The sequence below is a fragment of the Paraburkholderia sp. EB58 genome (assembly GCF_050436665.1).
In the GTDB taxonomy this organism is placed as follows: Bacteria; Pseudomonadota; Gammaproteobacteria; order Burkholderiales; family Burkholderiaceae; genus Paraburkholderia.
The window spans coordinates 34322-57936 of record NZ_JBNDMQ010000035.1; the positions used below are offsets into that span (position 1 = coordinate 34322).

Consider the following 23615-nt stretch of genomic DNA (forward strand, 5'->3'; position numbering starts at 1 on the left):
AGCCGAGTGCCCGGACCGGGACCAGGGCCAGGGTTGGGCGCCGTGACCGGGGCCAAGGGCCAAGGACCGGACAAAAGGCGCGCGCCAGCATCAACGATGCTTAGGCGAACAGGTCGCGATAGCCGATAAACAGCTCCTCGAAGACCAAGCGGGCGTTCAGCGGATGATTCTCCACCGCGCGCTGACGCGTCACGCTTCTCGTGTAACGGGCGAACGCAGTGGCATCAGCCTGGGCGGCGCAGCGCGTGAGCGCCGCTCCCGCCTGCGGAAAATAGCGCGGCGCGCCGGCGGTGCGTTGTGCGAGCAGGTCGTACAGCCAGCGCTGCAGCCAGCCAAGCACGAGCGGCACCGGCAGCTTCTGCAGCGCTTCGGCGCATGCGAACGCGTCGCACTGCGGGCCAGCGGCGAGTTGCTTGAGGGTCCAGTCGCGCAGCGTCCGGTTTTCGTCGCTAGCCAGCGCCAGCGCGGTGAGCGGCGCGCCGCCCGCTTCGGCCAGTAGCGCCGGTGCATCGGCCACGCCCTGCGCGGCCAGCCACGGCGTTGCGACATCCGCCGCGGGCGCCGTCATCGGCCACTGGCGGCAGCGGCTGATGATGGTGGGCAGCAGGCGGTCGATGCGCGCCGAGACCATCAGGAACACCACGCCCGCAGGCGGCTCTTCGAGCGTCTTCAGAAGCGCGTTGGCCGCCGCGACGTTGAGCGCCTCGGCTGGCGCCAGCACGACAACCCGCGCGCCACCGCGGTGCGAGCCCACGCCGGTGAAGTCCAGCAACGCGCGCACCTGTTCGATCTTGATTTCCTTGCTTGGGGCGCGGGTCTTTTTGCCGTCGTCGGCGTCGGCCTTCTCGGCTTTTTCGTCCGCGGCCGCACTGGCGAGGCCCGCTTCTGCGGCCAGCGCCTCCGGCACGACAATCCGGTAGTCCGGGTGGTTGCCCTGCACAAACCAGTTACAGGCGGCGCAGGTAGCGCACGGTTCGCCATTGGGAAGCTGCGCCTCGCACAACAGGCCTTGCGCCAGATGCTGCGCAAAGCGCAGCTTGCCGATCCCCGCCTGCCCATGGAGCAACAACGCATGCGGCCAATGCCCGCGCAGTTGTTGCAAACGGTTCCAGTCATCGGCTTGCCACGGATAAATCATCTTTTCTCTTTTAATTCAATCGGTTGACAGCATTTTCTCAAGCACTACGCGAGCTGTCGACCTGTTATGACTGGCGTTTATATTTATTTAAAATCAAAGCGTTGTGATCAACTCTTCGAGTCTTTTCTGGATCTGCGGAATGCTCTGCGAAGAGTCAATGATAGCGAACCGGTACGGCGCCTCTTCCGCGCGACGCAGATACTCGGCCCGCGTGCGGGTGAAAAACGCGTCCGATTCGCTCTCGAAGCGGTCCGGTTCACGCGCGGAACTGCGCCGCTCACTGGCGGTATCGGGCGGCACGTCGAACAGCAGCGTCAGGTCCGGCTGGAAACCGCCCTGCACCCAGCGCTCCAGCGCTTCCAGCTTGTCGCGTGGCAGGCCGCGGCCGCCGCCCTGATAGGCAAAGGTCGCGTCGCTGAAGCGGTCCGACAGCACCCAGTCGCCGTGCGCCAGCGCCGGCTCGATCACCTGGGCCAGATGTTCTCGGCGCGCCGCGAACATCAGCAACGCCTCGGTTTCGAGGTCCATCTTCTGATGCAGGAGGATCTCGCGCAGTGACTCGCCGAGAGCGGTGCCGCCCGGCTCGCGCGTCATGACGACCGCCCGGCCGCTCGGCGCGATGTGCAGTTCGAGGCGCTCGCGAAACCACGCGAGATGGGTGGTCTTGCCCGCTCCGTCAATGCCTTCGAACGTGATGAATTTGCCCCGCGCCATCATTGCCCTCGAATATATTTGTCGACGGCCTTGTTGTGATCGCCGAGTGTGTCAGAAAAAATGCTGCTGCCGTCGCCGCGCGACACGAAGTACAGCGCGGTGGTCTGTGCCGGGTTGAGCGCCGCCTGCAGCGACGCGACCCCCGGCAACGAAATTGGGGTTGGCGGTAGGCCCATCCGCGTATAGGTATTGTAGGGAGTGTCGGTCAGCAGGTCGTGCTTGTGCAAATGCCCGGCGTAACTGTCGCCCATGCCGTAGATCACCGTCGGATCGGTCTGCAGCGGCATGCCCACGCGCAGGCGGTTTGCGAACACCGCCGCGACCATCGGCCGGTCCGATGGCCTGCCGGTTTCCTTTTCGATGATCGACGCCATCGTCAGCGCATCATAAGGCGTTTTGTACGGCAGGCCCGGCGCTCGTGCCATCCACGCCTCGTCGAGACGCTCGTGCATCAGGTGATAGGCGCGGCGGTAGACGTCGAGGTCGCTGGTGTTCTTGTCGAACAGATACGTGTCCGGGAAAAACAGCCCCTCTCCGTTGCCGATCGACGCTTCCGGCGCGCCGATTGCGGTGAGCAGCTGGGCGTCGCTCATGCTGACAGTATCGTGCGTCAGCGCCGGATTGGCGTCCAGTTCGGCGCGCATGCGCTTGAAGGTCCAGCCTTCGATGATCGTTGCGACGTATTCGTTGACGTCGCCGCGAGCGATCTTCTGCAGAACTTCGTAGGGCGTCACGCCGCTCTTGAACTCGTAGTTGCCCGATTTGAGCTGGCTTTGCAGCCCGAGCAGGCGCGTCATCATGACGAACAGTTCCGGCTCGACCGGCACGCCGCCGCGGTTCAGCTGCAGCGTGACGCTGCGCAGGCTGCTATGCGGTTTGACGGTGACGTCGAGCTGCGGGGGTGTCAGGCTGATGGGAGTGTTGGCCCAGTGATATCCGCCGGCAACAGCGGCTGCGGCCAGCGCAACGACGATCGTGCCGGCAATGAGACATTTCTTCAGAAGGGACATGCGAAACGTGGCTGGGGTGGACCTCATATAATACAAGCTTGCCCTAGCTAAAGTCAGAATTGACTGCTCTGTGAATCCATGAACGCACCGCTCGCTTCTGCTCCCGGCACCGCTGCTGCCGCCACACCGGTCACGCTCCCCTTGCTGCCGCGCCCCACGCGCGAGGAATTCGACGCGGTGACTGCACGCGGCGCATATATGCCGCTCACGCAATTCGGCGTCATTGACGCCATCGGCGACGATGCGGCGAGCTTCCTGCACAGCCAGCTGACCAACGATACCCAGCACCTGGAGGCCGCCACCGCCCGTCTGTCCGGCTATTGCTCGGCCAAGGGCCGTTTGCTGGCATCGTTTCTGAGCTGGCGCAGCGGGGAAACGATCCGGCTGCTGGTGTCGAAGGACGTCCAGGCGGCGGTGCAAAAACGTCTGTCGATGTTCGTGCTGCGCGCCAAGGCGAAGCTCACGGATGCTAGCGGCGAGCTGGCTGTGGTGGGTCTCGCGGGCGACGTGCGCAAGGCGCTCTCGGGTGTGTTCGACGCGGTGCCGGATGGCGTGCACATCAAGGTGGACGGCCCGGCGGGCGCGCTGATCCGCGTGCCTGACGCGCTCGGGCGCCTGCGTTATCTATGGGTCGGGCCGAAAGCCGAGGTCGAAGCGCGCTTGCCGCTTCTCGAAGGCAAGCTCACGCGTGCCTCGGCGGCGGTGTGGGACTGGCTCGATATCCGCGCGGGCGAGCCGCGTATCACCCAGCCGGTGGTCGAGCAGTTCGTGCCGCAGATGGTCAACTTCGACGTGCTCGGCGGCGTGAATTTCCGCAAAGGCTGCTATCCGGGCCAGGAGGTGGTCGCGCGCAGCCAGTACCGCGGCACGATCAAGCGGCGCACGGCGCTAGCGAACGTCGCGGAGGAACTGGATACGGTCTTGCCGGGTGCGGAAGTGTTCCACTCGGACGATCCGGGTCAGCCTTGTGGCATGGTCGTCAATGCAGCGTCGGCGCCGGATGGCGGCGTGGATGTGCTCGTGGAAGTCAAGCTCGCGGCCCTTGAAACGGGTTCGGTTCATCTGGGCGCCGCCGAGGGTCCGGCGCTGAACTTCCTGCCGCTGCCGTACGCGCTGCCCGCTGAGGTTTGAAGCGGCGTTGGCGCTGGTGCCGCTTGATTGATATACTTTGCCATATGTATATCAATCAAGCGAGTCGCGCCATGCAAGTCTCAAAGTGGGGAAACAGTCTGGCCATTCGGCTGCCTGCTTCGGTGGTCGAAGCACTGGCGTTACACGAAGGCGATGACATCGAAGTACGCATTGCCGATGTCCGAGTGTTCGAGTTAAGCAAGAAGCCCGGAAGCGAGGAATTTCTCGCTCGCCTGCGCGCGTTCCGCGGCACGTTGCCCGCCGATTTCACGTTCGACCGGGACGACGCGAATGCCCGCGGCTAAAGCGTTCATCGATACCAACGTGTTGCTCTACCTGCTATCGGCCGATGCGGCCAAAGCCGACCGGGCCGAGTCCACCGTGCGGGCCGGCGGTCGGATCAGCGTGCAGGTGTTAAACGAAATCGCCAATGTGGCCCGCCGCAAGCTGGCCATGCCTTGGGCCCAGCTTGATGAAGTGCGGTCGCTCATACGATCCCTGTGCTCGGTCGAGCCTCTGACCGTCGAAATGCACGAGCGCGGCAGGCTGGTGGCACAGCGTTACGGGTTGAGCGTCTACGACGCGATGATCGTCGCCGCTGCGCTGGAGAGCGGATGCGAAACCCTGTACTCCGAGGACATGCAGAACGGACTGTTGGTCGACCAGCAGTTGCGGATTCGCAATCCGTTCGCCGCACCGGTGTCGCCGGCATCTTGAGCCCGCTCACCGAGGTCGCCGCTGCCTTGAATCTGCGACCGGATGGCCGCATTGAACGCGCTTACCCCACCGCGGGAGACTCCCCCCGATGTGCCTGATCGTCTTCGACTGGCGGCCCGATGCGGTCGACGGACCGCTCTTTACGCTTGCCGCCAACCGCGACGAGTTCTTGCGCCGCACGGCGGAGCCGATGCACTGGTGGTCCGAGGCGCCGGCTTTGCTCGCCGGACGCGATCTGGTGGGCGGCGGCACCTGGCTCGGCATGACGCGCGACGGCCGTTTCGCGGCGCTGACGAATTACCGGGCACCGCACGAAATGCGCCCCGACGCGCCCACGCGCGGCACGCTGGTGAGCAACTGGCTGCTGGGCGAACCGTCCGCCCAGCTCGCGCCGCTCGACTACCTGCAGCAAGTCGCCAAGGACGGCGACATTTATAACGGTTTTAATCTGCTGGTCGGCGACTGGTCGCGGCGTGAGCTTGGCTGGTATTGCAACCGCTCGCCCGCAGGTCCTGCGTTGCTCACGGCCGGCACACATGGCATCTCCAACGCAGTGCTCGACACACCGTGGCCCAAGCTCGTGCGCAAGCGTTCGCAGTTAGGGGCGCTGCTTGCCGTGGATCCGCTTGTGCCGCTCGAGCGGCTCATCGATCTGATGCGCGATCCGCGGCTCGCCCGCGACGACGAGTTGCCGTCGACCGGTATTCCGCTCGAACGCGAACGGGTGCTGTCGGCGGCGTTTATCGAGTCGCCCGAATACGGCACGCGGGGTACGACCGCTTTGAGGGTGGTGGCGAACTCCACGCATGGCGAGCATCTCAGCGCGGCCGTCGCCGAACGCAGCGACGACAACGGCTCGCATCGTGTGGTTCGGCCTGGTGACTTCGAGCGTAGTTTCGCGTTCAATATCGAGCGCTGAGGCGCGCTTCGGCTTCAGCTTCAGCAATCAGTCAGGATCAAGCCCAAACGAGAGGCGTAACGCGCTCGCGGAATCAAAATGGGCCTGCGCCACATCGGGCACAAAGCCGCCCATCTTGAAGAACTCGTGGATCATGCCGGCGTAGCGCTTGAGCGCGACTTCGTTACCCGCCGCGCGCAGCTTCTCCGCGTAGGCGACGCCTTCGTCGCTCAGCGGATCGTATTCCGCCGTCGCTATCCACGCCGGCGCGAGGCCGTTGAACGCAGGTGCGCCGCGCGTGCCGTCGAGTGGCGCAAAGCGCCAGTCGTCGCGATCGCCTTGGTCGCGGACGTACTGCTCGAAAAACCACTGGATCGTCTTCCCTGAGAGCAGATAGCCATCAGCGAGCCGGGCGTGCGAATCGGTTTGCTGATACCCGATCGTGCCTGGATAGATCAGCAACTGCAAGGCCAGTTTCGGCAGACCGGCGTCGCGCGCCAGCACCGCGCAGACCGCGGCGAGCGTGCCGCCCGCGCTATCCCCGCCAACGGCAATGCGTCCGGCGTCGACGCCATACAACCCGGCATTCGCGTGCAGCCAGCTCAACGCGTCGAACGCGTCATGCACGGCAGTGGGGAATTTGTGTTCGGGTGCGAGCCGATAGTCGACCGACAGCACGGCGCATTGCGCGTCACGTGCGAACATCCGGCACAGCGCGTCATGCGTGTCGACGCTGCCGACCGTGAAGCCGCCGCCGTGGTAATAGACAAGCGACGGCGCGGGCTCCGCCCAGCTCGGCTCAGACGGCTGATAAAGCCGAGCGCGGATGGTCGCACCGTCGCGCGTCGGGACCGCGAGGTCTTCGACGGAGAACATCGGCGCGCTGGGAATCTCGAGAATGGGCGCGCTCATCTCGTAAGCGGCGCGCGCCTGCTGCGCGGTGAGCTCGTGGTACGACGGGTTCTTCGCCCGCGCGATCATGTCGAGCACCTGCTTGAGCTTCGGATTCAACGGCATCGTGCGTCAGGCGGCGCGAGCGCGCCATGGGTGGCGTAAGCGCCGTATGATGCCATGAAGCCGGAGCGGGGCGCCCGGCCTCGTGCACAGCGCGGGCTCACTCGCCCTTCACCTCCGGCTTGAGCGACAGCGGATCGGTCGGATTGCGCTGCTGCTCGATATCTTCGTGGCGCAGTCGCACGGTCGGCATGATCGCCGGGTGCGTGATGATGTAGAAGCGCCCTGCTTCGATCGCCGCAAACGTCAGCTCAGCGACATCCTTCGCGCTTAGCTTGCCCGACTGCACCGCCCGCTGCAGTTGCTTGCCCGCGGCAAGTTGCGAGCGGGTCGGCGCCGCGTCGTTGCGCAAGGTCTCGGGACGTGCACGTTCGGCGTTGGCGATGCCGGTCGGCACGAACGCCGGGCACAGCAGCGAACACCCTACCTGTCCGCCAGTATTCTGCAGATCGTGATAGAGCGTCTCCGTCAACGAGACGACCGCGTGTTTGGACGCGTTGTAGATGCCCATCGCCGGCGGCGACAGGAGCCCCGCCACCGAAGCCGTATTGACAATGTGCGCCGGTTCGTTTTGCCGCAGCATGATCGGTGTGAACACGCGCACGCCGTGCGCGACGCCCATCACGTTGACGCCGAATACCCAGGACCAGTCGTTGGCCGTGCTTTCCCACAGAAAGCCGCCGGCGCCCACGCCCGCGTTGTTGAACAGCAGATGGATCTTGCCGAACGCATCGAGCGCCGCGAGCGCCAGCGCGTCGACCTGGGCGGCGTCCGAGACGTCGGTCGGCACGCCGATCGCATCGGCGCCGGCCGCGCGCAGTGCTTCGACGGTTTGCGCAAGCGCTTCGCCGTCGACGTCGGCCAGCACCAGCTTCATGCCAAGCGTTGCGCCTTTTTCGGCAAACGCACGCCCAAAGCCGCTCGCCGCGCCGGTGATCACAGCCACTTTGCCTTCGAACTGGAACATCGTGTGTCTCCGTTAGTTATTTGTTGTGAGGGGTGAGCCTGACCGGGCGGCGTTGTCGTAAAAGCGGGCTTTGCCACGGCGACCCGCCCTACCGCAACCGGTTCCGGCCACGTCGCGTCAGATCAGTTTGACCAGCTGCTTGCCGAAGTTCTTCCCCTTGAGCAGGCCGACGAACGCCTCGGGCGCCTGTTCGAGCCCCTGCGCGATGCTTTCGCGGTAATGCAGTTTCTTTTGCGCGACGAGCGTGCCAAGTTGCGTGAGCGCTTCGGGCCACACGTCCGGGTGCTCGCTAACGATAAAGCCCTGCACCAGCAAGCGCTGCGTGAGCATCAGCGCCGGGTGCTTGAGCGGCATCGGCTGGCCGTCGTAGCTGGCAATCATCCCGCACAACGCGATGCGGCCGAACGCGCTCATCCGCGCTAGCACCACGTCAAGCACCTCTCCCCCGACGTTCTCGAAGTAGCCGTCGACACCCTCTGGCGTCACCGCTTTGAGGTCCTGATACAGCTTGCCGGCCTTGTAGTCGACGCAGGCGTCGAAGCCGAGGTGCTCGACCACATAGCGGCACTTGTCCGCGCCGCCGGCGATGCCGACCGCCCGCGCACCGGCCAGCTTCGCCAGTTGCCCGACGACGCTGCCGACCGCCCCGCTCGCCGCGCTGACCACCACCGTCTCACCGGCCTTGGGCGCGATGATTTTGTTCAGCCCGTACCAGGCGGTGACACCCGGCATGCCCACCGAGCCGAGATAGGCGGAGAGCGGCACATGGGTGTCGTCGACCTTGCGCACGCCCGTGCCGTCGGAGGTGCCGTATTCCTGCCAGCCGAACATGGCGACCACCTTGTCGCCCGCCGCGAACTTCGGATGCTTCGATTCCACGACTTCGCCCACCGTCCCGCCGATCATCACTTCGTCGAGCGGTTGCGGCGCGGCGTACGACTTGCTGTCGTTCATGCGGCCACGCATGTAGGGATCGAGCGAGAGATAGTGATTGCGCACGCGAAACTGACCTTCCGCGAGCGGTGCCAGCGGCGTTTCGACGAGCCTGAAATTGTCCGGCGTGGCCGCGCCTTCCGGACGGGACGCGAGGACGAGTTGGCGGTTAATCTGGGTCATGAGGATCGTCTCCATAATTTTTAAGGTGAAGCCGGACACTCCGGGATATGCACAGCGGGACGCGCGCAGTGGCACGTCCGGCGCCGCAATTAACCGTCGCTGGGACCGGGTTTGGCGGACGGGTCGCTGCGCAGACGCTGATGCGTCACGTCGCGGCCCACGGCAAGCCGCCGCATGTACTTGAAGGTGCCGAGTGCCTTCGCAACGAAATGGCCTTCACTATCGCGGATTTCGCCTTCGCAATAGGCCATCGTGGTCGAACGATGCAGCACGCGTGCAGAAGCGCGCAACTCGCCTCGCCCCGGCTGCATGAAGTTGACTTTCATTTCCACGGTGACGACGCCGACGCCGTCGCCCGCGAGACTGCGGGCGGCCATCGCCAGCGCGACGTCGGCGAGCGTCATCGTCACGCCACCATGTGCGACCGCCCACGTGTTCATATGATCCGGCGCAAGGGGTAGCACGACTTCGCTGACGCCGTCCGCCGCGGACACCAGTTGCACGCCGAGGTGGTCGACGAAGGGGCTTTCGAGGACGGCCAGGGCGTTGGGCGCGGCGCGGGGTGTGGCTGGGGTGGCGGCGGAATGGGTGGGGCCCGGAAGGCCGGCCCCCGGAAGGCCGGCCCCCGGATCACCGGCCCCCTCTTTTTGCGAATCAGTCATTGCCGCGCCGTCAGACGACGTAATCGACACAGTCGCGCGATTCACGCACCGCGCCGACAAAACCTTTAAGCGCCAGGTGGGTCGGGTGGACCTGATAGGCGTCGAGCGCAGCCTTGTCAATGAAGTCGGAAACGAGCACGACGTCATAGGTCGATTCGAGGCCAGGTGCTGCGAGCCCCACTTCGAGATGCAGGATGCCGGGAACGATGTCGCGGCAACCTTCGAGCTTTTCCTTGAGTTTGGCAGCGTTTTCTGCGCGGCTCGCACCTTCTGCCGATTCCTTCAACTTCCACATCACAATATGTCGAATCATAGTGTTCCCAGCGGTTCGCGCCAGTCCGTTAAATGGGCTCAATACCTTACCCTACCTTGATCCCAGCGTGCCACGGCGTCCGCAACCTTCCTCAGGAAGGCATCCCCATCCGGCGAAAAAGCGGGCATACAGAGGGTATGCAGTGCAGAACCGAAAACGATACCCGCTTTCTACCCCTTGGCGCTTACTGGCACCAGGATCAGGCAGCTCAAGGCAGGCTGCAAGCCTATCAAACTTACGGACTGCATTGGCCTCTATATCGAGGTCCCGCCACTATGTTAGAGGTGTCAAGTATGTTCCGGCAGGCAGCGCGTCACACCTCGATGAGGATGCGTCCGCCTTCGACCTTCGCCGCATACGTCTGCAGCTTTTCGCATACGGGTGCGCACAGCGGCCGGCCATCGCGAACGTCAAAGCGGCCGTTGTGCTTCGGACATTCGATCTCGTGTCCCATCACGAACCCGCCGCTCAGGTGGACCTGCTCGTGCGTGCAGAGTCCGTCGCTCGCATAGACCTCGTCTTCGACCCGGTAGATCGCGTAGGTGCGGCCAGCATGATCGAAGCGCATCACGTCTTCGTCTTCGATATCGTCGAATGCGGCTGCATCGATCCATTGCGTCATGTTGGTCTCCTGAATCCTGTGTGGTCGCGCCGGGTCAGGCCTGCGCGGTGCCGGGCACCGGCCGCACGACCGCATACGACGGATCGCGCGTCTGGCGCACCAGCGCCGGAATGATCTCCGCATACGCGGCGAGGCTGCTGCGATACGGCGGCGGCATGTCCGCCTTCACCACCTCGTGCAGTTGCGGCAACGCGTGAAACGGCACCAACGGGAACATGTGATGCTCGACGTGGTAGTTCATGTTCCAGTAGAGGAAGCGGAACAGCGGATTCATCATGATCGTGCGGCAGTTCCGGCGATGATCGAGCACGTTCTCCGGCATGCCAGCATGCTGCGTCAGACCGAAGTAGACGTAGAGCCACGCGCCGTACAGGCTCGGCAGCCCAATATAGAGCAGCGGCAGCACCGAGCGGAACGCGATGCAGGCGGCAATCACGAGCGCGCAGACGCGCAGGCTGATGCGCGCCTCGCGGATCACTTTCGGCCATTCGGAAGCGGGAACAAAGGTTTCCTCGTCCGCGCCGACGCGGCCCAACGCGGCGCTCACCATCTTCGGCAGTTCGTGAGCGACGTGCTTGATCGCGAACACGTTGAGCGCGAGTGCGAGCCAGTCGGTGGGCCGGGGCGCGGCGATCTCCGGATCGCGGCCGACGACGAGCGTGTCCGTGTGATGACGTGCGTGGCTCCATCGCCAGACGGTCGCGCGGCGAAAGATCTGGAACGACGCGATCTGATACAGCGCATCGTTCATCCAGCGCGTCTTGAAGGCGGTGCCGTGTCCCGCTTCGTGCCAGCGCGAGTCGGCGGGGCTGCAATACAGCGTGCCGTACAGCAGGAACGCCGGGATCACCCACCATGAGTGAGCATGCCAGGCGAATCCGGCGAGCACGCCGCTCGCGATGATCGCCGCGTACCAGAGCAGCGTGTCGCGGATCGCACGCGCATTGCTGCGCTGCATCAACTGCTTCATCATCGGGCGCGGCACCGGGGACTTGTACCAGTCGGCATTGACAAGGCCTGCCGCCCGCGCGCGTTCGCCCGCACCGCCTATCAACCGGTACGCGTCGCGCGCCGCGGCCGAAGGCTCCCGTGCGCCTGTCTCCGTGTTCGCCACTTGTGTCTCCTTGCTCGGGTTGGCTCCGCTTTGTCCGGCGTGGAGCTCGCATAATAAAAAATAGGCGAGCGGACGGCGCGCCTCAATGGGAAGATTCACGAAATCTCGCCATTTCTCTGGCGTAGCGATGGCACGGCATCGAGGCCGCACTGCACCAGGCGGGCCTCGCGGGCCAGGTGACGTGGGTCGGGCATGAGATGTTGGACGCGCATCGTCAATACATCGAGGCCGGCATAAAACATTTTGGACAGACGCGCCATCTTTGATACGCTCATGCCTGCCTGACCATCCGCTTACACAGTCGACTTCACCCATGAACATCGCCATCGAAGATCCCGCCCAGCCCGACATTATTGCCCTGCTCGAGCATGGCGACGCAGAAGCCGCGAGGCTCTATCCGGCCGAGAGCAACCACCTCTTGCCGCTCGACTCGTTGCGCGAACCCAGCGTGCTGTTTCACGTCGCCCGCGACGCATCCGGCGCAGCGCTGGCAACCGGCGCGGTGGTCCTGAAAGGCGATTGGGCTGAAATCAAACGGATGTGGGTGGAGCCGCAGGCGCGCGGCCAGGGACTCTCCAAGGCCATCCTCGGCAAGCTCGAAAATCAGGCCCGTGCACACGGGGTGCGCTGGTTGCGCCTCGAGACCGGCGTCGACAGTCATTCGGCGCTCGGCCTCTACGGTCGGGCGGGTTTCGTCGCCCGCGAGCCGTTCGCGGATTACCAGCCCGATCCGCTGAGCGTCTTCATGGAGAAGAATCTGGCCGCGGAGACAACGATGTCAGCGTAGTACCGGGCGCGCAGGCTTCAGCCCGACAGCGGACGCAGACGCAGTTGCGCGAGGGTCTCCCGCTCTTTCTGCGCACTCAAGGTCCTGACACGCAGCGGCGAATCGATGCTTTCGCCGCTCGCTTCACGGCACCATTGAAGCGTGTCCCGGATGGTCTGTGCGAGCGGGCGGAATGTGAGCCCCTGCTCGATCGCGTGGCCGTTGTCCGCGTAAAAGATCCCGCCAGCTTCCGCGTCGTCTTCTGCAATCCATAGCGGCAATTCGGTCCAACCTTCGATTCCTGCGGCTACGACCTCTTCATCGGGAATCCAGGCGAACTCGGCATCGCTTCCGGTTATCGCCAGACACTGGTCGAGGAACTGCCCCATTGTCAGCGTGGCCTGTGGGCCGGCCGCATGATAGACGCCGCAGACGCGCCCCTCCGCGAGGCGCACCGACCATTCGGCAAGATCCCGCGCGTCGATGAACTGAACCGGCCGCTCGCGACGCCCCGGCGCCAGCACGCAGCCACCGGCGTCGATGCGGCGCAGCCAATAGGTCAACCGCTCGGTGGGATCGTGAGGACCCGCGATCAATCCGGGACGTACAATGGCAACCCGGCCCGGCAGCGCGGCCTGAACCGCCGCCTCGGCCCGCGCCTTCAGCGCGCCGTAACCTTCATGGCCGGCAACCACAGCCGTGCTTTCGTCAAAACGGCGCCTCGGCGGAAACGCACCATACACTGAAATGGTCGACACCAACGTGTAGTGCGAAGTCGGTTCACTCAAGGCCGCGAGCAGCCGATCGATCTGTTCGGGGCGGTAAGCGGACGGGTCGATCACCGCGTCGAAGCAGCGCCCTTTCAATGCGGACAGATTCGAGTCCCGGTCGCCGGTCAGCTTCTCCACCGTCGGAAACAAGCCTGGATTCTGAAGCCCGCGATTGAACAGCGTGACTTCGTGCCCTCGCCTCAAGGCCGCCTCCACGATATGGCGGCCGAGAAACAAGGTCCCTCCCATGATCAGCAGTCTCATGCGTACTCCGTCACCCTTCATATCATCCGTGCAACTCTCGCGCAGACCGGCTCGTGTACACCGTCCACACACGCTTACATTCCAGCTCAGCGCCCGACGAACACATCCCGGTAAGCGCCGTAGATCGACAGCAGCGGCACAGCGGTCAGAACCGGCGTCAGCACCAGGGCGCGCAGCGCCAGCGGCACCATCGGCGCGAACAGCACAGCCACCGTCATCGCCGCGAAGTACATCAGCGTGACCGGCCAGTTACGTGCGGCACCGCTCAGGCTCGCGATCATCGCGTCATGCGGGGTCATGTCGTGCAGCACCACCAGCGCCGGAGCAAAGCACGCCGAGGCAATCGCGACCGCAAAGATCGACGCGCCGAGCAGCGATTCGAGCGCGCCGCGCACGCCTTGATCGCCGCCGTAGCTGATCGACAGGTTATGGACCCCGCTTGCCGTCACCGAAGCGTTCAGCGAGACATGGAACGTTGCCAGCAGGATCACATAGCCGACGGCGACGATCGCCGCACCGTACAGCCCGATCACGCACAGCGCGTTGCTACGCCGCCCCAGCACCGCGAACGCTTCACGCAACGACACCGGTTGACCCTTGACGGCACCGTCCTGAACCACCATCAGGCCACCCACGACAAGCGGCGCCAGCAACACCGCCAGCGGACGCAACAGCGGCAGGAACCCCAACGCCGTCGCGAAATCGGCGCAGATCAGCAACACGCTGAGCCACAGCACAGGCTGCACGCCGGCGGCACGCAAGCCGGCCATCAGCCAGTCGGCAATACGCAGGGGATTGACTTCTCTTCCACCGGAAAAAGGCAGTGCCGGCACACGATGGAGACGGGTTTCCTTAGAAACGTCGCTCGGGTAATCGATGTTCATGACAATTTCCTCTATTAAAGCGAAAAATGGTTGTACGTACTACTAAGGGTTCAGATATTCGGTACTTCGTTGTTCGGGTTTTGCCCGTGCTTCTTCAGGACGTCTGCTGGCGCTCGAGACTCGCCGAGACGACGTCGATTTGCCGCTTCACGTAGCGCGCCACGCTGCGCCAGGTAATCCGTGTGAGCCAGATACACAACACAAGGCCAAGCAATCCGATGGGCAGCATCACGATCGCATACGTGTATTCGCTGTCCGATGCCGCCACGCGGATCACGTCGTGCCCGTCGTTGATGGCGATCTTGCCGTTGCCGATATCCACCGTGTCCTCACCGCTATGCGCCGTCACGTGATTAGTCTTGCCGTTCGCATCCTGCTCCAGCTTGACGTTATCGCCGTCGTCGCTCGAGATGTCCCAAACTCCCGATTTGGGATCGCTACTGGAGCGCACAAACGATACTTTCTCGTCGTCGTCCTTCAACTCCAGCGTGACCACTTCGTCGCGCGGGATGCTCCACGTGCCGTCCGCGTCCTTTGTCAGCAGGTGCCGGGCGGCTTCGGACGAACTCTCGAACTTGAAGTTGTCGCCGTCGTTGCGTATCTCGATCGATCCCGAGCGCGTGACCAGCTCGAGCTTGCTGTCGTCCTGCAGGTTGAAGACGAAACGGTCGCCGACAATCTTCAAGCTCTTCAGACTGGTCGGCGTCTGGTCGTCGCTATCGTCATCCGCATCCTTCGTGTCTGAGGCGCCGCCAGGTGCCGTCTTGGCTTGCTCGCTGGAGCTGCTACTAAAGCTGAACGGCAGCGCATCACGTGCGGTCTTGCCGAAGAAGTGATGACCGCTCAACGCGATCACCCCCACCAGCCCGGCGATCGTCAGCCCTACGGAGACCGCGTAGCCGGCGGTAAGCAACGCCAGGTACAGCATGAACGGCACCAGCAGCAAGACGTTCAGCAGGCCCAGCGCGGAAATCGACATGATCACGCGAATCAGGTTGCCGAACGAACGGCGGTCTTGCCACTGACGGTAGTTCGCCTGCGCCTTGAGTTCGCGAGCGAGCTTGACCGGGTCGCCCAGGGCCGCGATCACATCTTCCTCGCGCCGCCCGGCGGCGAGCGCGTCGCCAATGTACTCGTGGTAATCGGCAATGATTTCATCGACCGCCTGCTTCGGCAGACTGCTCAATTCCCGCCGCAGAGCCTCAATGAATACTTCCTGCTTCATGGGTTTTCCCCTGTGTTCATTTTTATGGCGGGTTGTTCAAGTACGCCGTTGACTTCATCCACGAAACTGCGCCACTCCTCTTCCATCTCCAGCAGGCTGCGGCGACCGGTGCCCGTCAGCGAGTAGTACTTGCGTGGCGGCCCCGAGCTCGACTCGACGAGGTAGGTCGACACCCATGCCTCGGCCTGCAACCGCCGCATCAAAGGGTAGATCGTGCCTTCGCTGATTTCCATCGTTTCAGCGAGTGTCGACACCAGCTCGTACGCGTAGCTGTCCCCGCGGGCCAGCACGGCCAGCACGCACATATCGAGCGTTCCTTTTTTTAACTGCGTCTTCATCTAATTCCACGATTCGTAGTGTGCGTTGCAAGGTACCGTGCTATGCACTGTCACCGGGCGGACTAATGGCCGCGGTGACCATGGCTGAAATGTAGCAGGCTCTACTGTTTTATGCAAGGTACCGTTTTATACATATCTCCGGAGCGTCGGATCGGCCATAGGTTGGCCGTGGATCGGCGCGAGTACCCCATCAAGTGTTGCCCAGTGCCTCGATGCCGAGCGCCTCGATGCCGAGCGCCTCGATCGTCACATCCAGCAAGGCCCGCAGGCGCGCCACCCGGCGCAGGTCGCGGTGGTAGCCGAACCAGACCTCCCGGCCCGGCGGCACCTCGCCGAGATCGATGCGCCGCAGTCCTGCGGTCGTATCGCCGAGCAGACACGGGAGTACCGCAAAGCCGGCACCTTGGGCACACATCTGCGCCTGTGCGCCGCGGTTATTGCTGCCGAACGCGATCCGCGCATTCGGCAGCATGCGTGTGACCCACGCCACATCGGGCAGCGTGCCGAAGGCGCTGTCCATCGTGATCAGCGTATGGCCTTCCCCGTCGCCCGCCTGCGGGGCGACGAGATCCAGGCGTCCGTACAGCGCGTAATCCATGTGCATCAGCTTGCGCTGGATGACATCGGCTTCGTCAAAGGGTGTGATGCGAAACACCAGATCCGCCTCCCGCCGCGCGAGGTTGTAGCGGCGCGAATCCGTCACCAGTTCGATCGACACGCCGCGATGCCGTGCCAGGAACCGCGCAAATACAGGCGTCAACACGTGGATCCCGAACCAGTCCGATGACGACACGCGCAACAAGCCCGACAGCTGGGCGTCCTTGCCGGCCAGCGCTCGCGTGAAGCCATGCGCTTCCTCCTCCATTCGCTCGGCGTAGGCCAGCACCGCCGTGCCCTCATCGGTCAGGACGAAACCGTCGCGGGTGCGCTGGAACAACTCATGCCCGGTCGCCTCTTCGAGCGCGCGCAGGCGCCGGCCCATGGTCGGCTGAGTCTGGCCAGTTTGCCTCGCCGCCGCGCCTAGCGTGCCGGTCCGGGCGATAGCGAGGAAGATACGCACGTCACTCCATTCCAGTTCGCGTCCATTCATTTTCGTTTGACCATCATTCAACAACGTTGATTTACATGCCTTTTCGCATGAAGGAGTATGGACTTATCGCAGCACCGACTCAACCGGAAGGAGATCACCATGTCCATGCACGCTCTCGTACTCAACCGTTACCACGGCCCCCTCGAAATGACCGAGCTCTCCCGTCCGCGCCCTTCGCAAGGTCAGGTGCTCGTGCGGATTGCAGCCAGTGGTCTGAATCCGCTCGATACCAAGATCCGCGCCGGCAGCGCCGACCATGCGAAGCATCCGTTGCCGCTGGTGCTGGGTATCGACATGGCGGGGGTGGTCGAAGCGGTCGGGCCAGGAGTCAGCGCGTTCAAGGTTGGCGATGAGGTGTATGGCATGACGGGCGGGGTTGGCGGTATTCAAGGGTCGCTGGCCCAGTACGCAGCCGTCGACGCCGACCTGCTCGCGCTGAAACCGGCCAATCTGTCGATGCGCGAAGCCGCCGCCCTGCCGCTCGCCTTCATCACCGCGTACGCAGGCATCGTGGACCGGGCGCGGCTGCAGGCCGGACAAACCGTGCTGGTCCAGGGCGGCGCAGGCGGCGTCGGACATGTCGCCGTGCAGCTGGCTCACGCACTTGGCGCGAAGGTGTTCGCGACTGCGAGCACACGCGATCTGGATTTCGTGGCGAGCCTCGGCGCGACGCCAATCGACCACCGGGCGCAAACCGTCGAGCAATACGTGGCGTCGTCGACGGACGGCAAAGGCTTCGAGCTGGTGGTCGACACGGTCGGCGGTGCGACCCTGGATGCGTCGTTCGCAGCGGTCCGGCATTTCGGCCACGTGGTGAGCGCGTTGGGTTGGGGAACCCATGCGCTCGCGCCGCTTTCGTTTCGTGAAGCGAGCTACTCGGGCGTGTTCACGCTGTATCCGCTCCTTACCGGCGAGCATCGCGCCCACCACGGCTCCATGCTTCGCGAAGCCACGCGGCTCGCGGAAGCGGGCAAGCTCAAGCCGCGGCTCGATCCGCGCCGTTTCGATCTGGGTTCAGCCGAACTTGCCTACGAAGCCATCACGAGCGGCACCACCCGCGGCAAAGTGGTGGTGGAGATAGATTGAGCGTCGCGTTGGACCTGGGGCGAGCGACGGCTTTTGTGCTGAGAGAATCAGCCGTGAGATCTTGGCACCCGCTTAGATCACCAACCGCGAGACCTTGGTGCCGCTCAAATCACCGGGCTGCGACACCTTGGCGCCGCTCAAATCACGAGCCGCGAAACCTTGGTGCCTTCCAGCGAGATACCCGCCATCAGTCCAGCATTGGTCAGCACGAACGCGACCACTGGACTCATCGCCGTCGAGGTGTCGAGATTGCCGTTCGCTCCGATCTTCGCCAGCGCGACGGTAGCATCCGCGCCGGCCGCCCAGCCCTGGCTTTGCATAAAACGATCAAGCGCTTCCTGCGTCAGAAAAGCAAAGATGATCGCCTTTGACTGCGCGCCGATCTGCAAACCGAACGAGCCGGCGACGGTGCTGTAGTAACCCGTCGTCTGCCCATCGACACGCAGGCCGCCCTGTCCGTACTGGCCGCCAAACCAGAAACCGGCCGCAAACACAGACGGAAACACCAGCACGCCGCGCGCTTTGGCAAGGATCTCCTGCGAACCATTTACCGTGCTCTGCAGGCGAGCGAGCGTCGAATCGATCCCGGCGTTAATCGTGTTGCGCTTTTGCGCGTAGTCCTCGGCGGTCTCACCCGAGCCGAGCGGCGTGGTGGTGCAGCCTGCCAGCGTCAGGCCGCTCGATGCGAGAAGCACACTGGTGCCGGTAATGAATTGACGTCGGTGCATCGTTGCTTTCCTATGAAGACAGGGTTGATCGATAGCCGTCACGAAATCGCTTTAGTACGGCATTGAAGTCCGTTTTCGATCCCTCTGCAACCGTTTCATTGTGCTCGCGAAACGGAGACTTTCGGCTAGTGCCAATCGGACAACCATTATCACGCTGAGTTCGTGCGCGATTCAGTCCGGTAAGGCGATGGAACCTGTCTGTCCGGATGCGGCAGTTCGACTCACTCAAGCGACCTCCGCGGCTGTAGAGTCGGAGTAATCGCGGGCCACACAGCAAACTGGCCCTGCCGGTAGAATACCGACCAACCCCAACCCAGTTCGACTCGAGGTGCCCGCTATGCCCTTCCTTCGTCTGTTGTTGTCCGGGCGCTCCGCCCGCCTCCTCGCGGCGGGGTTGCTCGCGGTAGTGACGCTCGGCGGCTGCGCGGGATGGTTCGGCCACGACCCGCTGCGCGTGAGCGTGGCGGGCATCGAACCGCTCGACAGCCAGGGTTTGGAAATGCGTTTCAACGTGAAGCTGCGGATCCAGAATCCCAACGAAGAGGCGCTTAACTTCGACGGCGTCTCAGTCGATCTGCAACTGAACGGCAAAGCGTTTGCCAGCGGCGTCAGCAATCAGCAGGGCACGGTGCCGCGCTACGGCGAGACCGTCGTGAGCGTGCCGTTGACGGTGCCCGCGTTTACGGCCTTGCGTCAGGCCTTCTCGCTCGCCGGCAGCGATACGCCGCCCGGCCAGTATCCCTATATCTTGCGCGGACGGCTGGCGGGCGGCCTGACGGGCGGCACGCGCTTCCTCGATCAGGGCGTGCTGTCGCTGCCGGGGCTCGGGCTAGCTGGGCAGTGAGTCGCGGCCCGGCCTCGGGCTCAAACCACTTCGAACAAGCCCGCCGCGCCCTGCCCGCCGCCGATGCACATCGTCACGACGACCAGTTTTGCACCGCGCCGTTTGCCTTCGATCAGCGCATGCCCGGTCAGACGCGCACCCGACACGCCGTACGGATGGCCAACCGCGATCGCGCCGCCGTTCACATTCAGCTTGTCGTGCGGGATCCCGAGTTTGTCGGCGCAATACAGCACCTGCACGGCGAACGCTTCGTTCAGTTCCCACAGGTCGATATCTTCGACCTTCAGGCCTGCCTGCCTGAGCAGCTTCGGCACCGCGAACACCGGACCGATGCCCATCTCGTCAGGCTCGCAACCCGCTACGGCAAAGCCGCGGAAAATCCCGAGCGGTTGCAGCCCTTCGCGTTCGGCCACCTTCGCGTTCATCACCACGCAGGCCGATGCGCCGTCCGAAAACTGGCTCGCATTGCCGGCCGTGATCACGCCGCCCGGCAGCGCCGTGCGAATCTTCGACACGCCTTCGAGCGTCGTGTCGGCGCGGATGCCTTCGTCGGCGGCAATCGTTACTTCCTTCGTGAAGAGCCGGCCGCTGGCTTTGTCGGCGACGCCCGCGAGCACCGTCATCGGCACGATCTCGTCGTTGAACTTGCCGGCTTCCAACGCGGCCGCCGCGCGCTGCTGCGAACGCACGCCGTATTCGTCCTGGCGCTCCTTCGAAATCGAGTAGCGCTTGGCGACGGTTTCAGCGGTCTGCAACATCGACCAGTAAATCTCCGGCTTGTTCTTGTTCAACCAGCCTTCGATCATCATGTGGCGGTTCATCTCGTTCTGCACACACGAGATCGACTCGACCCCACCCGCGACGAACACGTCGCCTTCACCGGCGATCACCCGCTGTGCGGCGAGCGCAATCGTCTGCAAGCCCGATGAGCAGAAGCGGTTGACCGTCATGCCCGGCACGCTGACGGGCAAGCCGCCGCGTAAGGCGATTTGCCGTGCAATATTGCCGCCCGTCGCGCCTTCGGGATTCGCGCAGCCCATGATCACGTCTTCGACGCGTGCCGGATCGAGCTTTGCGCGCTCGACTGCGGCTTGCGTCACATGACCGCCAAGCGTCGCGCCGTGCGTCATGTTGAAAGCGCCGCGCCACGATTTGGCAAGACCCGTGCGGGCGGTCGATACGATTACGGCGTCAGTCATGCATGTCTCCTGCTTCCAATGTTGAATGTGGTTCGTTGGGGTGGCCTTCCGTCGGCCGGCCATCCGGGGGCTGGCCTCCCGACGGCCGGCGCCCTGGTGGGCGGCACTCCGGTGTACAAGCCTTTTGGACCTTCACCCCTTCCTTACCCCGCCACTTCCGCGGCCTGCACGCGCTTGACACCCGCTGCGTGCAGATCGCGCCATGCGGCCTCGAGCGAACCGTTGAGATCGATGGCGCGCGAAGCGTCTTCGATCAGCGCAACTTCAAATCCTGCTGTCCGTGCATCAAGCGCGGACCAGGCGACGCAATAGTCGGTCGCAAGGCCACAGCACCAGACGCGTTTCACGCCCAATTCGCGCAGATATCCTGCTAGGCCCGTCGGCGTCGTGCGATCGGCTTCGAGAAAAGCCGAGTAGCTATCGACGCCAGCGTGGTGCCCCTTGCGGATCACCGCTCGCGCATGGGCAATGTCGAGATCCCGATGCAAGGCCGCACCCGGCGTGTCCTGCACACAATGGGTCGGCCACAGCACCTGCTCGCCATACGGCAGCGTGAGCATTTCAAACGGCGAGCGACCCGCGTGATTGGCAGCAAACGAGATGTGCGAAGCCGGATGCCAATCCTGTGTCAGCACGACGTGGCTAAACCCGCGCGCCAGCCGGTTGATGACCGGCACGACTTCATCGCCATGTGCGACAGCCAATGCGCCCCCAGGCATGAAATCGTTCTGCACATCGATGACGAGCAGCACTTCGTCGGCATCTTTCATCGCGGCACCTCGCGCAATCTCGTTCACTTTGCTATCTGCCAGTCCTGCCATCCAGGCTTCACCCGCCTCGCCCGAGCTGAGCCCAAGCACACGCCGAGCACTCAGCCGTTAAACCCGCGGCCCTTCCCGGCAAACTCAGCAATGCTCGGCGCGAGTTGCCACGCATCGCCGTTCGGACGCGCGGCATAACCGCGAATCGCGCGCTCGACGTTGTAGAGCCCCACCGTGTCCGCGTACAGCATCGGGCCACCGCGCCACAACGGGAAGCCGTAGCCCGTGAGATAAACCATGTCGATGTCCGACGCCTTCGAGGCGATCCCCTCTTCGAGAATCTTCGCGCCTTCGTTGGCGAGCGCGAACACCAGACGTTCGACGATTTCCACGTCGCTGATCTTGCGGCGCTCGGCACCCGTCTCCTTCGAGAAGGAAACGATCATCTCGTCCACCAGCTTCGACGGATACGCCGTGCGGTCGCCGGCCTTGTAGTCGTACCAGCCACCACCGGTTTTCTGCCCGAAGCGCCCCGTCTCGCACAGACGGTCGGCGATCTTCGAGTAGTGCATCTCCGGATGCTCCAGATAGCGGCGCTTGCGAATGGCCCAGCCGATATCATTGCCCGCGAGGTCGCTCATACGAAACGGCCCCATGGCAAAGCCGAACTTCTCGATGGCCTTGTCGACCTGGGCCGGCAGCGCGCCTTCTTCGAGCATGAAGAGCGCCTGGCGGATGTATTGCTCGATCATCCGGTTGCCGATGAAGCCGTCGCACACGCCCGACACCACCGCCGTCTTCTTGATCTTCTTCGCCAGTTGCATGACGGTGGCGAGCACGTCTTTCGCCGTTTCCTTGCCGCGTACCACTTCGAGCAGCTTCATCACGTTGGCCGGGCTGAAGAAGTGCATGCCGACCACGTCCTGCGGACGCTTGGTGAACGCAGCAATCTTGTCGACGTCGAGCGTGGAAGTGTTCGACGCCAGGATCGCGCCGGGCTTCGCGACTTCATCCAGACGTTTGAAGACCTGTTCCTTCACACCGAGTTCTTCGAACACGGCTTCGACGATCAGGTCGGCCTGCTTCAGGTCGTCGTAGGACAACGTGGGCGTGATCAGCGCCATGCGCTGTTCCAGCGCTTCGGGCTTCAACTTGCCCTTCTTGACGGTGGCCTCGTAGTTCTTGCGAATCGTCGCGATGCCACGGTCGAGCGCTTCCTGCTTCGTTTCGAGCAGTGTGACCGGCAGACCCGCGTTGATGAAGTTCATCGCGATGCCGCCGCCCATCGTGCCGGCGCCGATCACGGCAACCTGCCTGATCTCGCGTGCAACGGTATCCGAAGGCACATCGGGAATCTTGCTCGCCGCACGCTCACCGAAGAACGCATGACGCAACGCGCGGCTTTCCGGCGTCTGCACGAGCGCCATAAAACATTCGCGTTCGAACGCGAGACCCTTGTCGAAACCGTCCTTCACGCCCGCTTCAACCGCATCGATGCACTTATGCGGTGCCGGGAAGTTCTTCGCAATCGCCGCGACGCTATTGCGTGCGAACTGAATGAAGCCTTCCGCGTTCGGATGCTCGATCTTGCGATCACGCACCTTCGGATGCGGACCCGTCTGTGCGCCAACCTTGCGCGCGAACGCAAGCGCGGCTTCGGGCAGATTGCCTTCCACCACTTCGTCGAACAGGCCCGAGCCGGCCAACTTTTCTGACATCACCGGCGCGCCCGACACGATCATGTTGAGCGACGCTTCGAGGCCGATGGCGCGCGGCAGACGCTGCGTGCCGCCCGCGCCCGGTAGGATGCCGAGCTTCACTTCCGGCAGCGCGATCTGCGCGCCCTGCGCCGCGATCCGGTAATGTGCGCCGAGCGCCAGTTCGAGCCCACCGCCCATGGCGACGCTATGGATCGCCGCGACGACCGGCTTGGCGCTACCTTCGACGGCCTTGATGACCGTGTGCAGCGTCGGCTCCTGAGTCGCTTTGGGGGTGTTGAATTCGGTGATGTCCGCGCCGCCCGAGAAGGCCTTGCCGGCGCCCGTCAGCACGATGGCCTTGATGGCCGGATCGTTCTGCGCGCGTTCGAGCCCTTCGACGATGCCGGCTCGCGTCGACAGACCGAGCCCGTTGACCGGGGGATTGTTTAGCGTAATGACGGCGACGCCGTCATGAGTCGTGTAGTCCACTGCCATCTGCCTGCCTCCATGCGGTAAGGCAGCGCATCGCGCGCTGCCTGTGCCG

Annotated in this window: 26 protein-coding genes; 7 read left to right on the plus strand and 19 right to left on the minus strand. The window is 63.9% G+C overall.

Annotated features, from left to right (window positions below):
- Nucleotides 1–100: 100 nt before the first annotated feature.
- The 3 genes from P3T40_RS35305 to mltG all read right to left on the minus strand — a co-directional run bounded on the left by P3T40_RS35305 (nt 101) and on the right by mltG (nt 2862).
- Nucleotides 101–1138: a DNA polymerase III subunit delta' gene (locus tag P3T40_RS35305; protein WP_429272340.1), complete on the minus strand. Its 1038-nt coding sequence runs from the start codon at nt 1136–1138 to the stop codon at nt 101–103.
- A 93-nt stretch (nt 1139–1231) separates the two neighbouring features.
- On the minus strand, nt 1232–1852 hold the full coding sequence (gene tmk / locus P3T40_RS35310) for a dTMP kinase (RefSeq protein WP_429272341.1): 621 nt from the start codon (nt 1850–1852) through the stop codon (nt 1232–1234).
- The gene (gene mltG, locus P3T40_RS35315) at nt 1852–2862 is read right to left on the minus strand and encodes an endolytic transglycosylase MltG (RefSeq protein ID WP_429272342.1); all 1011 of its coding nucleotides are present in this window, start codon (nt 2860–2862) and stop codon (nt 1852–1854) included. Before mltG ends, tmk begins: the two co-directional genes overlap by 1 nt.
- A gap of 78 nt (nt 2863–2940) precedes the next feature.
- On the opposite strand from mltG, the gene P3T40_RS35320 reads away from it, so the two are divergent.
- The 4 genes from P3T40_RS35320 (at nt 2941) to P3T40_RS35335 (ending at nt 5629) form a co-directional block, all read left to right on the plus strand.
- Nucleotides 2941–3993 carry a YgfZ/GcvT domain-containing protein gene (locus tag P3T40_RS35320; RefSeq protein ID WP_429272343.1) on the plus strand — a complete coding sequence of 351 codons (1053 nt, stop codon included), beginning with the start codon at nt 2941–2943 and terminating at the stop codon, nt 3991–3993.
- Nucleotides 3994–4064: 71 nt separating this feature from the next.
- Nucleotides 4065–4298, plus strand: a complete 234-nt coding sequence (locus P3T40_RS35325; protein ID WP_429272344.1) for an AbrB/MazE/SpoVT family DNA-binding domain-containing protein — start codon at nt 4065–4067, stop codon at nt 4296–4298.
- Complete coding sequence (locus P3T40_RS35330) at nt 4285–4710, plus strand: PIN domain-containing protein (RefSeq protein WP_429272345.1); 426 nt, start codon at nt 4285–4287, stop codon at nt 4708–4710. The genes P3T40_RS35325 and P3T40_RS35330 overlap by 14 nt, the downstream gene beginning before the upstream one ends.
- An 88-nt stretch (nt 4711–4798) precedes the next feature.
- The gene (locus P3T40_RS35335; protein WP_429272346.1) at nt 4799–5629 is read left to right on the plus strand and encodes an NRDE family protein; all 831 of its coding nucleotides are present in this window, start codon (nt 4799–4801) and stop codon (nt 5627–5629) included.
- Nucleotides 5630–5656: 27 nt separating this feature from the next.
- Here the strand turns inward: P3T40_RS35335 and P3T40_RS35340 are convergent, their stop codons facing one another.
- From P3T40_RS35340 to P3T40_RS35370, 7 genes are all read right to left on the minus strand, one after another.
- On the minus strand, nt 5657–6625 hold the full coding sequence (locus P3T40_RS35340) for an alpha/beta hydrolase (RefSeq protein WP_429272347.1): 969 nt from the start codon (nt 6623–6625) through the stop codon (nt 5657–5659).
- A gap of 97 nt (nt 6626–6722) precedes the next feature.
- Nucleotides 6723–7589, minus strand: a complete 867-nt coding sequence (locus P3T40_RS35345; RefSeq protein WP_429272348.1) for an SDR family oxidoreductase — start codon at nt 7587–7589, stop codon at nt 6723–6725.
- 117 nt (nt 7590–7706) lie between these two features.
- Entirely contained in the window at nt 7707–8705 is a 999-nt protein-coding gene (locus P3T40_RS35350; RefSeq protein WP_429272349.1) for an NADP-dependent oxidoreductase, read from the minus strand.
- A gap of 89 nt (nt 8706–8794) precedes the next feature.
- Nucleotides 8795–9247 carry a PaaI family thioesterase gene (locus P3T40_RS35355; protein ID WP_429272393.1) on the minus strand — a complete coding sequence of 151 codons (453 nt, stop codon included), beginning with the start codon at nt 9245–9247 and terminating at the stop codon, nt 8795–8797.
- Nucleotides 9248–9377: 130 nt separating this feature from the next.
- Nucleotides 9378–9680 carry a Dabb family protein gene (locus P3T40_RS35360; RefSeq protein ID WP_429272350.1) on the minus strand — a complete coding sequence of 101 codons (303 nt, stop codon included), beginning with the start codon at nt 9678–9680 and terminating at the stop codon, nt 9378–9380.
- 313 nt (nt 9681–9993) lie between these two features.
- Nucleotides 9994–10302: a non-heme iron oxygenase ferredoxin subunit gene (locus tag P3T40_RS35365; protein ID WP_429272351.1), complete on the minus strand. Its 309-nt coding sequence runs from the start codon at nt 10300–10302 to the stop codon at nt 9994–9996.
- A 34-nt stretch (nt 10303–10336) separates the two neighbouring features.
- Nucleotides 10337–11416, minus strand: coding sequence for a fatty acid desaturase family protein (locus tag P3T40_RS35370; protein ID WP_429272352.1), 1080 nt, complete (start codon nt 11414–11416; stop codon nt 10337–10339).
- 313 nt (nt 11417–11729) lie between these two features.
- Here P3T40_RS35370 and P3T40_RS35375 point away from each other — a divergent pair, with 313 nt between their 5' ends.
- Nucleotides 11730–12203: a GNAT family N-acetyltransferase gene (locus P3T40_RS35375; protein WP_429272353.1), complete on the plus strand. Its 474-nt coding sequence runs from the start codon at nt 11730–11732 to the stop codon at nt 12201–12203.
- A gap of 17 nt (nt 12204–12220) precedes the next feature.
- On the opposite strand, the gene P3T40_RS35380 is transcribed toward P3T40_RS35375, so the two are convergent.
- The 5 genes from P3T40_RS35380 to P3T40_RS35400 form a co-directional block, all read right to left on the minus strand.
- Nucleotides 12221–13216 (minus strand): NAD-dependent epimerase/dehydratase family protein, encoded by a 996-nt coding sequence (locus tag P3T40_RS35380; protein ID WP_429272354.1) that lies wholly within the window; start codon nt 13214–13216, stop codon nt 12221–12223.
- An 86-nt stretch (nt 13217–13302) separates the two neighbouring features.
- Entirely contained in the window at nt 13303–14100 is a 798-nt protein-coding gene (locus P3T40_RS35385) for a BPSS1780 family membrane protein (protein ID WP_429272355.1), read from the minus strand.
- A 94-nt stretch (nt 14101–14194) separates the two neighbouring features.
- A complete protein-coding gene (locus tag P3T40_RS35390; protein WP_429272356.1) occupies nt 14195–15325 on the minus strand; it encodes a DUF1700 domain-containing protein in 1131 nt (376 codons plus the stop codon).
- Nucleotides 15322–15663 carry a PadR family transcriptional regulator gene (locus P3T40_RS35395; protein WP_429272357.1) on the minus strand — a complete coding sequence of 114 codons (342 nt, stop codon included), beginning with the start codon at nt 15661–15663 and terminating at the stop codon, nt 15322–15324. Before P3T40_RS35395 ends, P3T40_RS35390 begins: the two co-directional genes overlap by 4 nt.
- Before the next feature lie 190 nt (nt 15664–15853).
- On the minus strand, nt 15854–16753 hold the full coding sequence (locus P3T40_RS35400; protein WP_429272358.1) for a LysR family transcriptional regulator: 900 nt from the start codon (nt 16751–16753) through the stop codon (nt 15854–15856).
- A 99-nt stretch (nt 16754–16852) separates the two neighbouring features.
- Here P3T40_RS35400 and P3T40_RS35405 point away from each other — a divergent pair, with 99 nt between their 5' ends.
- A complete protein-coding gene (locus P3T40_RS35405) occupies nt 16853–17839 on the plus strand; it encodes a zinc-dependent alcohol dehydrogenase family protein (protein ID WP_429272359.1) in 987 nt (328 codons plus the stop codon).
- Nucleotides 17840–17976: 137 nt separating this feature from the next.
- Here P3T40_RS35405 and P3T40_RS35410 read toward each other — a convergent pair whose 3' ends face one another.
- Entirely contained in the window at nt 17977–18567 is a 591-nt protein-coding gene (locus tag P3T40_RS35410) for a BPSL1445 family SYLF domain-containing lipoprotein (RefSeq protein WP_429272360.1), read from the minus strand.
- A 337-nt stretch (nt 18568–18904) separates the two neighbouring features.
- Here P3T40_RS35410 and P3T40_RS35415 point away from each other — a divergent pair, with 337 nt between their 5' ends.
- Complete coding sequence (locus P3T40_RS35415) at nt 18905–19411, plus strand: LEA type 2 family protein (protein ID WP_429272361.1); 507 nt, start codon at nt 18905–18907, stop codon at nt 19409–19411.
- Between the two features lie 20 nt (nt 19412–19431).
- On the opposite strand, the gene P3T40_RS35420 is transcribed toward P3T40_RS35415, so the two are convergent.
- The 3 genes from P3T40_RS35420 to P3T40_RS35430 all read right to left on the minus strand — a co-directional run bounded on the left by P3T40_RS35420 (nt 19432) and on the right by P3T40_RS35430 (nt 23566).
- On the minus strand, nt 19432–20610 hold the full coding sequence (locus tag P3T40_RS35420; RefSeq protein ID WP_429272362.1) for an acetyl-CoA C-acyltransferase: 1179 nt from the start codon (nt 20608–20610) through the stop codon (nt 19432–19434).
- A gap of 143 nt (nt 20611–20753) precedes the next feature.
- Entirely contained in the window at nt 20754–21380 is a 627-nt protein-coding gene (pncA, locus tag P3T40_RS35425) for a bifunctional nicotinamidase/pyrazinamidase (RefSeq protein WP_429272363.1), read from the minus strand.
- A gap of 101 nt (nt 21381–21481) precedes the next feature.
- The gene (locus P3T40_RS35430) at nt 21482–23566 is read right to left on the minus strand and encodes a 3-hydroxyacyl-CoA dehydrogenase NAD-binding domain-containing protein (RefSeq protein ID WP_429272364.1); all 2085 of its coding nucleotides are present in this window, start codon (nt 23564–23566) and stop codon (nt 21482–21484) included.
- Between the last annotated feature and the right edge of the window lie 49 nt (nt 23567–23615).

What these genes read in the sequence shown, in the direction of transcription:
- P3T40_RS35305 (WP_429272340.1), bottom strand. Translation starts at nt 1,138, where the DNA reads ATGATTTATCCGTGGCAAGCCGATGACTGGAACCGTTTGCAACAACTG.
- tmk (WP_429272341.1), bottom strand. Translation starts at nt 1,852, where the DNA reads ATGGCGCGGGGCAAATTCATCACGTTCGAAGGCATTGACGGAGCGGGC.
- mltG (WP_429272342.1), bottom strand. Translation starts at nt 2,862, where the DNA reads ATGTCCCTTCTGAAGAAATGTCTCATTGCCGGCACGATCGTCGTTGCG.
- P3T40_RS35320 (WP_429272343.1), top strand. Translation starts at nt 2,941, where the DNA reads ATGAACGCACCGCTCGCTTCTGCTCCCGGCACCGCTGCTGCCGCCACA.
- P3T40_RS35325 (WP_429272344.1), top strand. Translation starts at nt 4,065, where the DNA reads ATGCAAGTCTCAAAGTGGGGAAACAGTCTGGCCATTCGGCTGCCTGCT.
- P3T40_RS35330 (WP_429272345.1), top strand. Translation starts at nt 4,285, where the DNA reads ATGCCCGCGGCTAAAGCGTTCATCGATACCAACGTGTTGCTCTACCTG.
- P3T40_RS35335 (WP_429272346.1), top strand. Translation starts at nt 4,799, where the DNA reads ATGTGCCTGATCGTCTTCGACTGGCGGCCCGATGCGGTCGACGGACCG.
- P3T40_RS35340 (WP_429272347.1), bottom strand. Translation starts at nt 6,625, where the DNA reads ATGCCGTTGAATCCGAAGCTCAAGCAGGTGCTCGACATGATCGCGCGG.
- P3T40_RS35345 (WP_429272348.1), bottom strand. Translation starts at nt 7,589, where the DNA reads ATGTTCCAGTTCGAAGGCAAAGTGGCTGTGATCACCGGCGCGGCGAGC.
- P3T40_RS35350 (WP_429272349.1), bottom strand. Translation starts at nt 8,705, where the DNA reads ATGACCCAGATTAACCGCCAACTCGTCCTCGCGTCCCGTCCGGAAGGC.
- P3T40_RS35360 (WP_429272350.1), bottom strand. Translation starts at nt 9,680, where the DNA reads ATGATTCGACATATTGTGATGTGGAAGTTGAAGGAATCGGCAGAAGGT.
- P3T40_RS35365 (WP_429272351.1), bottom strand. Translation starts at nt 10,302, where the DNA reads ATGACGCAATGGATCGATGCAGCCGCATTCGACGATATCGAAGACGAA.
- P3T40_RS35375 (WP_429272353.1), top strand. Translation starts at nt 11,730, where the DNA reads ATGAACATCGCCATCGAAGATCCCGCCCAGCCCGACATTATTGCCCTG.
- P3T40_RS35380 (WP_429272354.1), bottom strand. Translation starts at nt 13,216, where the DNA reads ATGAGACTGCTGATCATGGGAGGGACCTTGTTTCTCGGCCGCCATATC.
- P3T40_RS35385 (WP_429272355.1), bottom strand. Translation starts at nt 14,100, where the DNA reads ATGAACATCGATTACCCGAGCGACGTTTCTAAGGAAACCCGTCTCCAT.
- P3T40_RS35390 (WP_429272356.1), bottom strand. Translation starts at nt 15,325, where the DNA reads ATGAAGCAGGAAGTATTCATTGAGGCTCTGCGGCGGGAATTGAGCAGT.
- P3T40_RS35395 (WP_429272357.1), bottom strand. Translation starts at nt 15,663, where the DNA reads ATGAAGACGCAGTTAAAAAAAGGAACGCTCGATATGTGCGTGCTGGCC.
- P3T40_RS35400 (WP_429272358.1), bottom strand. Translation starts at nt 16,753, where the DNA reads ATGAATGGACGCGAACTGGAATGGAGTGACGTGCGTATCTTCCTCGCT.
- P3T40_RS35405 (WP_429272359.1), top strand. Translation starts at nt 16,853, where the DNA reads ATGTCCATGCACGCTCTCGTACTCAACCGTTACCACGGCCCCCTCGAA.
- P3T40_RS35410 (WP_429272360.1), bottom strand. Translation starts at nt 18,567, where the DNA reads ATGCACCGACGTCAATTCATTACCGGCACCAGTGTGCTTCTCGCATCG.
- P3T40_RS35415 (WP_429272361.1), top strand. Translation starts at nt 18,905, where the DNA reads ATGCCCTTCCTTCGTCTGTTGTTGTCCGGGCGCTCCGCCCGCCTCCTC.
- P3T40_RS35420 (WP_429272362.1), bottom strand. Translation starts at nt 20,610, where the DNA reads ATGACTGACGCCGTAATCGTATCGACCGCCCGCACGGGTCTTGCCAAA.
- pncA (WP_429272363.1), bottom strand. Translation starts at nt 21,380, where the DNA reads ATGAAAGATGCCGACGAAGTGCTGCTCGTCATCGATGTGCAGAACGAT.
- P3T40_RS35430 (WP_429272364.1), bottom strand. Translation starts at nt 23,566, where the DNA reads ATGGCAGTGGACTACACGACTCATGACGGCGTCGCCGTCATTACGCTA.